Genomic DNA, 12,562 nt, shown 5'->3' with positions numbered 1-12,562 from the left:
TAAAACGCTCCCTAGCGCATCCCCATCGCACGTGCCTGCGCGTCTTCCTGCTGCGCCTGGCCCTGCTGTTCCTGCAGGCCTTGCTGCTGCTCGAGCGCCCTCTGCGCCTGCGCTTGGCTTGCCACCTCGAACTGCTGCAGCGACTCCTGTACCTGCGTCTGCGCGGCCTGTTCGGTGGGCATTCCCGCGCGCAGGTGCGCGGGGTCGTCTGCGCTGCCCTGCACCACGAACAGATTCTTGCCGGCATACGCGTCGGGTGTGGCCTGACTCAGCAACACATGGTCCACGCGCTCCAGACCATTCTCCTTGGCCAACACCAGAAGACTCGCCGTCATACGCTCACTGGTGGCGTCGAATTCGCGCCCGTGTTTAGCGTCCAGAGCAGCCACGCCTTGGCGAACTTGCTGGTACAGCGGGAAGTCGGGATGGCCTGAGTGCGTGGGATCCTGCGGCTGGACAGGTGCGGCGTCGTGCCGCGGCGCATAAGCTTGGGCAGCGGACTCCTGCGTAACCGCTGCGTGAGCAGAACGCGAGGCAGGATTTGACGTCTCGGCCAGGGTGGCTTGCGCCCATGCAGCAATGTCTTCCCTTGGCGCCGTAGCGCCATGCGTGGCCTGCTCAGCAGACGGCGTACGCTCGGCTCGCTGCCCTTCCTGCAAGGCAATCAGCGGCACGCGGTCAGTGGCATCCGGCTGCGTCACTTCAGGAATCGGCACAGCATCCCGGGCGCCCGCCATGGGTGCCTCCGCCGACGGCCTTGAGCGCTGCTGCTCACCCTCGGACTGAGCCACCTGCGCTGACGTATCGGGCACCGCGGCAGGCACGTTCTCGGCTTGCACGGACGCGCGCTCCCTGTCCGCCTCCTCGTACCCTTGGGCAGGCTGCTCATCCTGGCGCTGACGCTCTGCACGGTCTGCTTCGGCGGCTGATGCCGCGGCACGCTGCGGCTCTGCTGGTGTCTGCGTCTGCGTTTGCGTTTGCGTCTGGGCCTCCTTCGGTACAGCCGCAGGCTCCACCGGCGGCACTGATGCCGCAACTGCACTGGCCGCAGCCATCTCCGCAGCCTGCGCCGATGCCATGGAAGGCTGATGCACGGCCGGCCCCGGCGCCGCAGTGCGGCCTACCTCGCGCTCGCGCTGCACGTCCGTTTCCACCGTAGGCGTGCGCACCGGGTCTGGCTGCGCACCATGGGCCATCAGCGCCGCCACGGCTGCCGCCTGTTGTGCATCGGCCGTCGTAGCGCCCTGGCGGTTCGCCTCATGAAGCGCCTGGCGATGCGCGTCCTGCTCCTTCGGCGACAGCGCTTCGATGCGCAGCTCTGGCGTGTCCGGGACGGGCGCCTGTTGCTCCGGGCGCACGCTCACCGTGTCCAGCGTGGGAACGCCTCCGTCCGCCCGCGCAGGCACCACGGATGCCTGCTGCTGGGTGGACTGGACCCGGGCAATGTCTTCAACCGTGGTAGTCGCGGTAAGCACCATCCGGTTGCCGCCCGCATCGCTGAAGGCGGCAATCGCGCTTTCCGCACCCGGCGCGTGCGTACGCGGATCTGGCATCAGTTCCAGCACCACGTCGGGCGGCCGGCCGTTGCTGGCCAGGCTCTGCTCCACGGCAGCCGATGTGGCACTCAGCTCGGCCTCACTGCGTTCGATACCATGCTTCTGATACAGCGCTGTTACCTGCCCGCGGATGCCCTCCGGTGCCACTTCCAGGTTGGACCGGATCCCGTCGGCCATCGCGGTCATTTCCGCGACACCGGCGTTCTGGCTGCGCCAGGTGACGTCCAGCTGCTCGGTCATGTTGCGATTGGCCGTACTGTCGAAGATCAGGCCTTCGCTGATCCACCTGCCGTCCGCCTGGCGGGTGTAGTCATTGCCATCGCTGGCCCTGAGCGTATTGGCGTTGTCGCGGGCCTGTTGGACCGCCTGTGGAATGGACGGGTTGTCCGCACCGCCGAAGTCGCTCCAGCGCCCTTGGGCATGCGCCACCATGTAGCGCGCGGCCATCGCAGCGGGCGTATTGGCAGCGTTCTGGGCGATCACCGTCCGCGATTGCTCATCCAGCGCGAGCGCGCGCTCGGGCGAGACCGCGTCGTGCCGTGTCACCGGTACGCGGCCGTCCAGCGTCTCTCTGATCTCAAGCTGCCATTCGCGCGATTGCGGATCGCGGACGAACTCCCGGCCACTCTCGAAGGGGGCACGCGGCGGCTGGTCCACGCCGCTGGCGCTGAGCCGATAAGGATCCTGCGGCGTCGGCGGATTGGCCAGCCCCAGCTCGTACGAGGCCCGCGCTGCCTGCCAGTTCAACTGGCGTTCCAGCGTGCCTGATGCCACGTAGGCGGCGCGGAAGGTGACGTCCTGCCCCTGCGCATCCTGCACCGGGCGCACCTCTACCCCGCTGCCGGTATCACTGCTCTGCACCTGTTGCTGGTGCGCGCCACGCAGCCAGCGGCCCTCGGCATCGGCCGGGTCCCGCGTCCACGTGCGGCCCATCGGGTCGACCTGGGTGTAGATGCGTTCGATGTCTTTCTGATCGGCCCAGCGCTCACCAAGGTAGGCGCCGACCGCGCCCCCGCCGATGCCCGTGGCCAGCGCGCCCGGCCCTGTCCACGAACCCGTGGCGAGCCCAACGCCGGCCCCAGCAACGAAGCCGCCCAGCGCGCCGCCCACGTTGCGGCCCATGAAGTGCGCAGCGGTGGAATCGGCGCCCGCCGCATTGCCCTGCGCGTTCAACTCCACCCACTTGTGGCCCGACGTGGCGAAGTCGTGCGCCAGCAGCGCAACACCGGCCACGCCTGCGGCCTTCATTCCCGGGCTGACGCGCGCACCGTGTGCGGCGTCGCCTGCCATCTCGGCTGCGGCAGCGGCCCCCGGTGGACCACGCGGCGCGCCAGGTTGCCCGGGTGCGTGGGGCGTCATTTCCGCCACATCGGCATACAGGCGTGGGCCTGACCCAAATTGCGGACGCGCAGCGACCCACTCCGCGCGCACGCGCGTCATGTCGGCCAGGTTCAAGGCATGGAACTCATCCACGGGCCGGCTGAAGAGCGTTTTGTTTACCGCATCCCAGCCTTCGATCGGCGTGAGGTGCCGGCGCACGTGCGCCACGTCGACGGCGTGGCCGCTATTGATGGTGGCCTGCTGCGCGATGGTGCGCTCCAAGGCCTGGTACTCCGCAGCGGATGCGCTGACGAAGGCAAGTGGATCGGGGCCGAAGGCACTTACCGGGTAGCCGTTGATGCGTACGTCCGGGTGCTCGAGTGCGGTGCCGAGTTCGAAGTTGCTGAAGCCGCGATTGGGTGGTGCATTTTCGACGAAGGCAAGCAGGGGCTTGCCGGTGGCGATGGCGTTCTCGAAGTACTTTGAGCTACCGGCGTTCCACATCATGTCTCGAAGGGCGCCGGCATGGTCTCTGCCAAAAGGCTCTACTCCCTGAGAGGTCATGAAGCGCTCGAGTTTGTGCTGCATCACTGAGAATTCCGGATGCTGCGAAGGCGACTCAAACACCTCCCGTATGTACTTCCCCCATCGCGTGTCACCTATTATCCCAGCCGTTGGACCCACATCCCTCTTGTAGTCCAGCGCATTCTGGTAGTTCCCTACAGCCGAGCTATCGACTCCCGAGAAAGCGAGGTAATCGACTCCGGCTGCAAGCTCCGGGGGATGGAGGCGCAACTTCGCTTCCAGGAATTCTGCGTAGCTCGTGGTTGCATCCGGACCGGACCCTGGGGACTGAAGATAGTTGACTACCCTCTCCATCTTCTCTACTGAAATGGACGATCTGTCAGCCGTATCCTTGGCGCCACGCAATGTCGTCTGAGCAAAGTCGGCAAATTTGAAATCAGCCATCCGTTTATCCTCAGGCTATACGCGCCGGGACTAAGACATCGGCAAGTATTACCTCATCCTCGTATGGCAAGGCATTGCCCAGGCGATCAACCAACCCCTCCTCGATCAGGGTTTCGCGCCTCGTAAGTGCCACATACCGCAGGTCTTCTGAATTGGTAGTCTGCCCTGCAAAAGACATCACAAGCCCACGAGCGATACTTTCCAAGAAAACGGGATCCGCCTCTTCGCTTCCGAATATTGGCTTCAGCCGGAGTATGTCACGCACCACCCGCCCCAGCGTCAAGTTCAATGTATAGGTCCAGACGGGGTGCCCGGAGGTTCGGTCCACATGTTCATCACCTAGAAGACCCAGTCCGCCAACCAGGTCGCCCTGGCGACTTAACTCATACTGGTACTCGATGGAACCGACGCCCTCCGGCTGCTCACAAGGAAGCATCCTGGGACGCAGGATAGAGATCCCACTTTCCTCATCGAACGCCGAATACTCTCGAATGACAAAGTTGACCGCCATGCCTGTACCTCAGAAGATTCTATGCAATGCTAATCTCAACTAATACTATCTTACGCTCTGCTGAAACGGGGCATTTGTCTGAAGCGCATTTTGACCCTCTATTGAATCCTCTTCGGAATCTCGGAGGACTCCCGCATAGCTCCTGATATCTCCGCGACGCACGCAGAGAGATGTCCGGTCCGCCATACCAACTAGCCGCCGCTTGAACTGCGCAACAGCGCACTCACCGGATACCCATTGATGACTCCGTTCGGAAGCGTCAGCAGGGTAGCCAGCTCAAACCTGTTGAAGCTGCCGTCACGCGGAGCGTTCTCAACCAATGCCAGCAGTGATCCCCCAGCAGCAACGGCGTTGGTGATGTACTCCGCACACCCGGCGTTCCACATCATGTCATGGAGCGCACCGGCGTACTTTTCATGGAAGGGCGCGATGCCCTGCTCTTCCATGAAGGCTTCAAGAGCCTGCACCATCAGCAGAAAATCAGGATGCTGGTCCGCATTGATACGCAGGTCTTCGATGAACATTCCCCAGGGCGTGTCACACATCGTGCCGTAAGCCCCTGGTGCATCTTCCAGGTACGCCAGCGCGCTCATATAGTTGCTCATGCCCATGCCATCGATGCCGGAAAAGCTGATGTAGTGCATGCCATCGGGGAGCTTGGCTGGGTGCGCCTTCAGCTTTTCCACGACATACGTGGCGAAGCTCGCACCGGGAGCAGGCCCTGAGCCCGGCGAGGTCAGGTACTGAGTCGTCCGCTCAACCTGCTCGCTCGACAAAGCGCTTTGGTCACTGACGTTATACGCGCCCTCCAGCGTCGCGCGCGCGTAGTCACTGAACGTGAGGTTGGCCGCACGAACCGTCTCGGCCGGCACTGGAGAGAATTGTTTCTTCAGCCAAGACCAGATTGCCATTGGGGGAGATCACCTCAGGATCAGGAACTACGAACCCTGACTGGATCAGAGTATCGACAGTTGTCAGTGCCACGTAGCGCAGATCGCATGCATTTTTTGGCTTACCGGTGTGGGCCTTCACCAGCCCTCGCGCCATGCCAAACAGGAATCTGAGGTGATCTTCCGGATCTTCTATCGAAGCTCTCGGCTTCAGCATCGAAAAGATCATCTGGCTATTAAAAAGCTCAAGACCCAGCAGCTTCACGTCATGCCCCCCAAGGTTGATCGTCGTGTTGTGTCCCCACACCCCCAAGCCGCCAATCCGTCGACCGTTCTGATAGAACGCGTACTGGTACTCCGTTCCCGGGCTGCCATCCGACATCGTCATGGGAAGGGTGCGTGGCTCCGGGATCGTGATGCCACTGGCGGCATCGTAGGCAGCGCCCAAGCGTGACTGGAAATCAAGTGGCATGCTTCCTCCTTGAATAGAGTTATACCCGTTGAGCCATGCCACTCAGAGCGGCCGCTCAACTCTCCCCACCTCAACGCAGCTTGTAAAGCACCGCCGCGCCCGGGCGCGCCTCAAACGCAGGCACGGTCTGCTGGGTCAATGCATTGCCCTTGACGTCCCAAACCAGCGTCTCGACCGGGTAGTCGTCCTTACGCGTCATCTCACTGATCTTGCTGATGATCACCGCCGGTGCGTCAGCGGCGTCCGGGTTCCAGGCGAACACGCCCACGCGGCCATAGAACACGGCCGGGGCGGAGGCATCCAGGCGGCGGTCCGGGCACATCACCAGGCCGCGGTCGATCATGACGCGCAGTGCGCCAACCGGCACCTTGTTCACTGTCGGCGTGGTGCGCTCGGCGCTGTGGCCGGGGCAGACGTTGGCCGCGCGGGTGACCATGTTTGCGGCGACCTCGCGATCGGCCTGGGCAAAGGCCAAGGCAGGGCTGAGGCAGAGGGCGAGCAAGGAAATGGGGGACGTCCGGGTCATCGCAGGTTCCTTGGGTGGCTATGGGGCGAACTTAGCAACGGCTGGGGAATGAGTTGCAAAAATAATGTGAGGCCGCGTGTCGCGGCTGGCCGCCCTCACGGTCGCTTCAAGCCCTCGCAGTGGGCGCGTGGCGCCCGTGCCGGTGGCAGGTTCGCAATACGCGGGCGTGGCTTGTGGCGGGTCGATGCCGTGTCACTTTTGCATACTCGCCCATGTACGCAATGGCCTATGGCTGATGGTATGGACGCGCTGGCGACGAAGAGCGTCAGCCGGGATTGGCATCCTGTTTGTGACTGAATATTTTGCTCTGTTTTGCCCTCTGGGCACGGCGGAGAATGCACTGCATCGTGCACCGGTCATACGGTGGGCGGTGCGTGGGGATCCCTGATCCGCCGGCAATTTTTGTTCAGTCACCCGGTATGCCAACCCGCATCGCCCGCCACCTGACGCTTCGGCGCAGGTGGCCTCCAGCCTTGTGAGGTACGCCGATGGATTCGCACTACCCTCTTAGCGCAAAGCGCCTGTATGCCCTGATGGGCGATCGGATGATCGACTTCCCGCCCTACTTCATCGAACGCCTTGAGCGGAGGCTCGAAGCTTTTGAAACCTCACGCACCAACGAGCATCGCGTAATGCACCTCCGCGTGGTGCCGGACGCGGCAGCGGATGCACCGAAAGAGGACAGCGGTTGCCGCCGGGAGCCTCAGCGCACAGCCGATGTCGCCGTGCCGATCCGCACCCTGCAGGCGCTGGCCTCGATCTTCGAAGTGCTGCACTCGGTGCATGTAGGCCGGCAGCAGGGCCAGCCCGATAATGGCTTCGGCGAATACCTCGTCGAACGGCTGATCATCACCGGACGGGAACTGGTGCGGTCATCGGCGGATGCCATGTGGAGCGGGTCTTGAGCGGGCCGGGCGGCTACTTCGCCAATGCGCGCGTCAGCAACCTGCGTGCAGCCGAGATGGCCGAGTACCTGGATGCCCGCTTGAACATGGCCAACTACGATGAAACCACGTTCGCGCGCTCCCTGCTGCTGGTGTCCGAACTGCACGGCATGAGCCATATCGCGCGCGAATGCGGGCACGGCATCGAGGTCATGCGCCGGCAGTTGAGCGGTAACCGGCCGCTATACCTGGACAGCGTGCTGGGCGCGATGCGGGCGCTGGGTATCCGGTTGCGGATAGAGGTGATTTGATTGGAAAGGCTGCATTCAATCGATCCTGCATGGCTGGCGGCGTTTGATGCAACGCTGCGCCGTTACTTCGCCGTCGATCACGTAGACATCGGCGCGGATACGGAGGTATTGCAGCGTTACGCTGACTTGCCGGCCGCCGGCGGTGCGATGGCCTTTGCCGACGATCATGAGCTGTCGAGGCTGGACTGGTGGTCGTGGGGGCGGGCCTGACGGACACAAAGAAGATGGGTGTCGGGTGCGCGCCGGGTCGGCACGCGGTAATGTCGCAGAAGGCCCAAGGCAGGGGTACGTAGAGTCGCGCCGTTGCTACTGCGTCCGCTACCAACCGATCGCACAGCTTCTACACCGCCAGTGATTCCAAGGAAGAACATCATGCTGGGAACATCAAACCGTCCTAGCAATTTGAGCCTTGTCCTACTGCTCTTCGGCCTGCTTTTCCTGGTCCTGGCCATCGCGTACCACGTGAGTTTCATTGGCTTCGCGCTGATTCTGTTGGGCGCCTCCGGGCTGCGTGATACGCGCTGGCAGGTGGGCATCATCTTCGCGTGCCTTTGCATGGCGGCCGTGTGGGGTGGGTACCAAGTGGGCAAGCAACGGGCGCTGACAAATTCGCGTTCTTCAGCGGCTCAGGTTTCTGCGCCGGCCGAAACTGATCGGGAATCGGTACCAGCTGGGGACCAGATAGTGCAGTCGCGGCATTTCCGCGGCCAACATAGGACTCATCTGGTTCAGCGCATCCCCATCAAACGTGCCTGTGAATCTTACCGCTTCGAACAGCTGCAGAGGCTGCTCAAGCGGTGCCTGCGCTGCCTGTTCGGTCGGCATCGCGGTACGAAGGTGGGCTGGGGTTTCCGGCTCGACCTGGACAACGAACAGTTTCTTTATCGCGTGTGAGACGGGCGTAGCCTGGCTCAGCAGCACTTGGTCCACCCCTTTGGGTCCGCTGCCTTTGGCGAGCACCAGAAGGCTGGCGCCCATGCGCTCGCTGGTTTCATCGAACTCGCGCCCGTGCCGGGCATCAAGTGCCGCCACACCGTCGCGCACCTTCTGGTAGAGCGCATGGCCTGGATGGTCAGCTTCCATCGGTGATGAGGGCGGACGTAGCGTAACGGCCTAATCGGGAATGGGCGTCGCTACTGTTGTCGCCTTCGACGAATGCACTCACTGCTGGTTCGACTCGTCTGGCGCGCCTGCACGCGCATCCGGCTCGGCGCATGGCTGCTCGCGTTTCACGGGCGGCGGAGCCTGCGGCTTGCTCTCTGGCTTCCTAGGCAGCGCAGCAGCGGGCGCTGAAGCCGTGGCCGTTCGGTCAGCGGCTGAACTGTCTGCGCAGATGGAGCTGCAAAAGGCTAACGCTTCACATCTGCTACCACTGCGGCACATCAGCTTCGTCCTGCCGCGGTGCGTGGGAGCTGGATGCTACGGAGCTGGCGCAGCGCCTGCTTGTAGGACTTGCGCTCATCGGGCGAGAGCATGGCGGTACGCAGTTCGGGCGCGTCCGGTACGAGCGCGTCGCCTGCCCGTCGTGCTCGAATCGCAACCAGCGCCTGGTGCAGCTCATCGCTGCCGGTCACCACAAACTGACGTGCTACGCGATCCTGTATTCGATAATGCGCGATAGGGCCTGTTGCGTTGGAGCCGTAGATAGGAGAGTGCCCCGTCAGCTTGTCAAACTCAAGCGACGAGCGGCCATCGCGCGCCGTCAACCGACTCTCACGTCGCCGCAGCTTATATCCGTGGCGACTGTTTTTGGCGCGCCAAAAAAAACTCCAGCCGTGATTGAACTAGCCTCTGAATCCCGCTTAGCAGTGGTGCTTTCGTATGCATCCCAGTTCTTAACAAGATGACCGATAGTGTCAGATGCATGCCGAACCCGCTCCCGCGATGCAAGCGCGAAGAAGACCATGATGTACGCAAGTGCAACCAAACCCACCGGAACCCAGAACAGAACGTTTGCATGCTGCTTGGAGAGTGCAAATGCAGCGCTGGCACTAGCCGCAAGTGCGGGCATCAGTCCCAGTCGAAGGAAGTCTCCGGCCAAGAGGCTTATACGTACCCCCATTGCATCCCACTGACTGGTGAATTGGGAGAATGCAAATTCGACCAAGTAGCGTGGGTAGGCTCTCAATTGGCAAATCGACTGCCAGTTCTCCAAAGAGTCGCGCCGCATCCGGTCAAATATTGCTCCATGCACTCGACCGCGCGCTGATCGTAATTCGATTAAAGTGGAAAAAATGCTGACCAGGATCAACGCGACCCCGAAGATCAGCGAAAGGATAGCTCCCCAATAGATCCATTCATAAAGGTCTTGCTCGTACGATCCCAACTTCGCGACCAGGGCAAGCGGTATATAAGCTGAAGTGATTGACGCGTAGATACGGAATAACCAACGCTCAAACTTTTCAATCTTGGCTCGTAATACTCCTTTGCTGACCCTCGTGGAGGGTGCTGCCATAGACTCGAAAATAGAAATTAATTCTTTAATTGCTGCGGATTCAGTCTTCACTTAGCTCTTCGTCCATGATTAATTTGTAAGGAATTAGCTTATCCCGATCTTGTCGCACCAAGTGAGACTTGCGGAGGCGCTGGCGTCTCGCAGCGCCGATAGCGTGAATGCTGCGGTCAACGGCGTGCGAGATTATCACCCCGCCTCTGAGTCACTCCTTAGACTCAATTTCCAAGTGCAACACCCACTAACTAGTAGGGTGTCAGCCTGTCCAAGCATTACAACCATCTAAGCGCGGAAGAACGCGCCGTAGTCCAGATCGATATCCAGGATGGCAAGGGCATGCGATCCATCGCCAAGCGCTTGGGCCGCAGTCCCTCGACCCTGAGCAGCGAGCTGGCCCGACAAGGTGCGGCGTCGTATAGCGCCACCGACGCCGGCAGAGCCTATCGCACGCGCCGACTTCGCTCTGTCCCGCGTCGCAGGCTTATCGAGGACAGCGAGCTGTCTCAGTTCGTTCGTGATCACTTGGTGCTGTGTCGCTGGTCGCCCCAACAGATTGCTGCCAGGGTTCGCGATATGCACCCGGACGAATCCAGCCAGCGTCACCGACGAGACTATCTACGCCAGCATCTATGCCCATCCTCGCGGAAGGCTGAATGAAGAGCTGGTGGAAGTACTTCGGCAGAGCAAGCCGACGCGGGGTCTACGCCGTACGACGGCAGCCAAGCGGACGTGGGTTCCTGAGCAGTTGCGTATCGTGCATCGCCCGGAAGAAGTGCAGCAATGACTGGTTCCTAGCCCTGGGAAGACGATGTGGTAAAGGAGGCTCTCAACCGCCCCTGTGTAGGGACACTGGTTGAAAGAAAGACGCGTTTTGTGATCCTCTGCAGGATGGGTGGAGGTACAGCTGAGGCTGCGCTGGATGGCTTCAATCGCCAACTGAAGAAGCCGCACGAATCCGTACGCACCAGTTTGACTTAGGACCGAGGCACGGAGCTGACGTGCTACCCAGAGTTGATGGGCTGTCTGGATATCGACGTATGGTTTGCTGATCCTCACGCGCCCTGGCAACACGGCAGCAACGAGATCACCAACGGGTTGCTTCAGCGTTCCTGCCCAAGGGCATCGATCTGTCGAGCGCGAGCCAGGCATATCTCAACCATGTTGCGATGCTCATGAACACACGGCCACGCCAGACGCTGGGCTGGAAGACACCCGCCGAAGTGATGGACAAAGAGATCGCTGAATTCAGATCACGTGTTGCGCTTGCTTCTTGAGACCGTCGTCAGTTTTACTTCGGCGAATTCCCGAAAGGTGGGTCAGTTTTAAGTCGGCGTTGGCAGGCATGCCAATCAAGCACCTGTGACACCAGCACGCCTTCTGCGAGGCCTCGTATTTCCTGTGGCGCAGAAACGTCAGCGGCATATGCGCGTGCGAAGCGAAGCGGCTTAACTCGTGGGCTTAAACGCCAATCCAAGCTCGGATCTCTTCAGCGATCATGCTTTCGCTCAGCACAGGATCTGTCCCAGGTGACGCCACCCAAGCAAACTTCCTTACCCGAATCTTTCCGACTGCGGCTGGCAAGGGTACCAAGCCATCCTCCCTTTGCCTAAAGCCGACGATGAATCCCCGCTCTGCCTCAAAACCAGATGCGAATGCCACTATTTGATTAAAGCTCGCCCGGTCCCAGTCGCCGCCGAAGTACTTGTACTTGACGTCCCCTACAATGCGGCCCCCGTCGACAACGAGATCTGGATTGAGCGTGATCCCACCCTCCGCTAACAGGAGCCCCCGCTTCCTCACATCCATAGGTGATAGCGCGTTTGCCAGGATGTTTCGCAATCCGCTCTCCACTATGCCTGGCGTTGGTATCAGGAAGCAGGTCCCCACGACACCGCCCGCTTCCATGGATGCTCCTCGAGACGCCAGAACTAGCTTTGCAAGCGGCAGCACCCTTGAGTAGCGCGCATGCAGACGTGTCGCTTGGAATCGCCAGTCGGATTCACCCAAGCTCCCCACCGGACCCATCGCCATTACGAGACGGCGCGCCCGCCGCCGCTGAAATATATCAATGGCCGGATCCGAAGCAACCGCTGCACAGCCCGCTTTAATCAGGCGATTGATCGCCGCGTCTTCGTCTAGCTCAGAATAGGTGCAATGAACCGATACTCGACCAGAGAGGTTTGCGAGTACCGTGGGTACAGGCTTCACGGAGCCTCTCACCTCAGAAAGCTCATCTTCGTACTCGCTGTAATCCCTATGGAGTCCAAGGCGTAGCACGCGCTCGGCTTCCGCCAGCAGCCATCTACAAACAAGTTCACGCAACTCTTGCGAGCTGCCGACGCGCGTTGGCGAGTCATCCACTCTCGGCGCCACCTCAGACCTCCCCATAAGGTGGCAGAAGTGGCTCAACGGGATCTTGGGCACAACCTGGAGCTGCAGGTCGCCCAGGCGGACTACGCCCACTGTGTTCCTAAATTTTACTAAATGTGTTCCATCAGGCCGATATCCGACACTAACCACCGATGCTCGTTGCTCCGTGTCACCGCCACCGTCGGTATACGTTTTGGATTTTGAGCCCCACCACTTTAGTCGGCTGGCCATCCGACGACCAACTTCCTCTAACGCCTGAACTTGCTGATCTGATAAGCGAACGGAGCATTCTCGGTTTTCC

General features: G+C 61.3%; 12 protein-coding genes and 1 pseudogene. 3 read left to right on the top strand and 10 right to left on the bottom strand.

Translation table 11 applies throughout. The features are described from left to right. Nucleotides 1-11: 11 nt before the first annotated feature. From SOM47_RS08870 to SOM47_RS08850, 5 genes are all read right to left on the bottom strand, one after another. Nucleotides 12-3,845, bottom strand: a complete 3,834-nt coding sequence (locus tag SOM47_RS08870) for an XVIPCD domain-containing protein (RefSeq protein ID WP_320505369.1) — start codon at nt 3,843-3,845, stop codon at nt 12-14. A 10-nt stretch (nt 3,846-3,855) separates the two neighbouring features. Then, nucleotides 3,856-4,356: a hypothetical protein gene (locus SOM47_RS08865; RefSeq protein WP_320505368.1), complete on the bottom strand. Its 501-nt coding sequence runs from the start codon at nt 4,354-4,356 to the stop codon at nt 3,856-3,858. 191 nt (nt 4,357-4,547) lie between these two features. Continuing rightward, on the bottom strand, nt 4,548-5,267 hold the full coding sequence (locus tag SOM47_RS08860; RefSeq protein ID WP_320505367.1) for a hypothetical protein: 720 nt from the start codon (nt 5,265-5,267) through the stop codon (nt 4,548-4,550). Then, nucleotides 5,185-5,718 (bottom strand): hypothetical protein, encoded by a 534-nt coding sequence (locus tag SOM47_RS08855; RefSeq protein ID WP_320505366.1) that lies wholly within the window; start codon nt 5,716-5,718, stop codon nt 5,185-5,187. Before SOM47_RS08855 ends, SOM47_RS08860 begins: the two co-directional genes overlap by 83 nt. Nucleotides 5,719-5,788: 70 nt before the next feature. Further along, nucleotides 5,789-6,244, bottom strand: a complete 456-nt coding sequence (locus SOM47_RS08850; RefSeq protein ID WP_320505365.1) for a hypothetical protein — start codon at nt 6,242-6,244, stop codon at nt 5,789-5,791. 488 nt (nt 6,245-6,732) lie between these two features. Between SOM47_RS08850 and SOM47_RS08845 the strand changes: the two genes are divergently transcribed. Both SOM47_RS08845 and SOM47_RS08840 read left to right on the top strand, forming a co-directional pair. Then, nucleotides 6,733-7,149 (top strand): hypothetical protein, encoded by a 417-nt coding sequence (locus SOM47_RS08845; protein WP_320505364.1) that lies wholly within the window; start codon nt 6,733-6,735, stop codon nt 7,147-7,149. Then, on the top strand, nt 7,146-7,439 hold the full coding sequence (locus SOM47_RS08840) for a helix-turn-helix domain-containing transcriptional regulator (protein ID WP_320505363.1): 294 nt from the start codon (nt 7,146-7,148) through the stop codon (nt 7,437-7,439). Before SOM47_RS08845 ends, SOM47_RS08840 begins: the two co-directional genes overlap by 4 nt. Before the next feature lie 15 nt (nt 7,440-7,454). Here SOM47_RS08840 and SOM47_RS08835 read toward each other — a convergent pair whose 3' ends face one another. From SOM47_RS08835 to SOM47_RS08820, 4 genes are all read right to left on the bottom strand, one after another. Next, entirely contained in the window at nt 7,455-7,607 is a 153-nt protein-coding gene (locus SOM47_RS08835) for a hypothetical protein (RefSeq protein WP_320505362.1), read from the bottom strand. 450 nt (nt 7,608-8,057) lie between these two features. Beyond that, nucleotides 8,058-8,522: an XVIPCD domain-containing protein gene (locus tag SOM47_RS08830; RefSeq protein ID WP_320505361.1), complete on the bottom strand. Its 465-nt coding sequence runs from the start codon at nt 8,520-8,522 to the stop codon at nt 8,058-8,060. A 299-nt stretch (nt 8,523-8,821) separates the two neighbouring features. Continuing rightward, on the bottom strand, nt 8,822-9,145 hold the full coding sequence (locus SOM47_RS08825; protein ID WP_320505360.1) for a hypothetical protein: 324 nt from the start codon (nt 9,143-9,145) through the stop codon (nt 8,822-8,824). After that, the gene (locus SOM47_RS08820; protein ID WP_320505359.1) at nt 9,142-9,945 is read right to left on the bottom strand and encodes a hypothetical protein; all 804 of its coding nucleotides are present in this window, start codon (nt 9,943-9,945) and stop codon (nt 9,142-9,144) included. Before SOM47_RS08820 ends, SOM47_RS08825 begins: the two co-directional genes overlap by 4 nt. Before the next feature lie 207 nt (nt 9,946-10,152). Here SOM47_RS08820 and SOM47_RS17670 point away from each other — a divergent pair. Continuing rightward, a pseudogene (locus SOM47_RS17670) lies at nt 10,153-11,165 on the top strand (IS30 family transposase). Between the two features lie 184 nt (nt 11,166-11,349). Here the strand turns inward: SOM47_RS17670 and SOM47_RS08810 are convergent. Beyond that, a complete protein-coding gene (locus SOM47_RS08810; RefSeq protein WP_320505358.1) occupies nt 11,350-12,492 on the bottom strand; it encodes a 5-methylcytosine restriction system specificity protein McrC in 1,143 nt (380 codons plus the stop codon). Between the last annotated feature and the right edge of the window lie 70 nt (nt 12,493-12,562).

The sequence above is a fragment of the Stenotrophomonas sp. CFBP8980 genome (genome assembly GCF_034046095.1).
GTDB lineage: Bacteria > Pseudomonadota > Gammaproteobacteria > Xanthomonadales > Xanthomonadaceae > Stenotrophomonas > Stenotrophomonas lacuserhaii.
Note: the sequence above shows the minus strand (reverse complement) of the source record. Positions and strands in the feature narration are given on the sequence as shown.

Excerpts from the sequence above, each read along its gene's own strand:
- SOM47_RS08870 (WP_320505369.1), bottom strand. The coding sequence starts at position 3,845 with ATGGCTGATTTCAAATTTGCCGACTTTGCTCAGACGACATTGCGTGGC.
- SOM47_RS08865 (WP_320505368.1), bottom strand. The coding sequence starts at position 4,356 with ATGGCGGTCAACTTTGTCATTCGAGAGTATTCGGCGTTCGATGAGGAA.
- SOM47_RS08860 (WP_320505367.1), bottom strand. The coding sequence starts at position 5,267 with ATGGCAATCTGGTCTTGGCTGAAGAAACAATTCTCTCCAGTGCCGGCC.
- SOM47_RS08855 (WP_320505366.1), bottom strand. The coding sequence starts at position 5,718 with ATGCCACTTGATTTCCAGTCACGCTTGGGCGCTGCCTACGATGCCGCC.
- SOM47_RS08850 (WP_320505365.1), bottom strand. The coding sequence starts at position 6,244 with ATGACCCGGACGTCCCCCATTTCCTTGCTCGCCCTCTGCCTCAGCCCT.
- SOM47_RS08845 (WP_320505364.1), top strand. The coding sequence starts at position 6,733 with ATGGATTCGCACTACCCTCTTAGCGCAAAGCGCCTGTATGCCCTGATG.
- SOM47_RS08835 (WP_320505362.1), bottom strand. The coding sequence starts at position 7,607 with ATGATCGTCGGCAAAGGCCATCGCACCGCCGGCGGCCGGCAAGTCAGC.
- SOM47_RS08830 (WP_320505361.1), bottom strand. The coding sequence starts at position 8,522 with ATGGAAGCTGACCATCCAGGCCATGCGCTCTACCAGAAGGTGCGCGAC.
- SOM47_RS08810 (WP_320505358.1), bottom strand. The coding sequence starts at position 12,492 with ATGGCCAGCCGACTAAAGTGGTGGGGCTCAAAATCCAAAACGTATACC.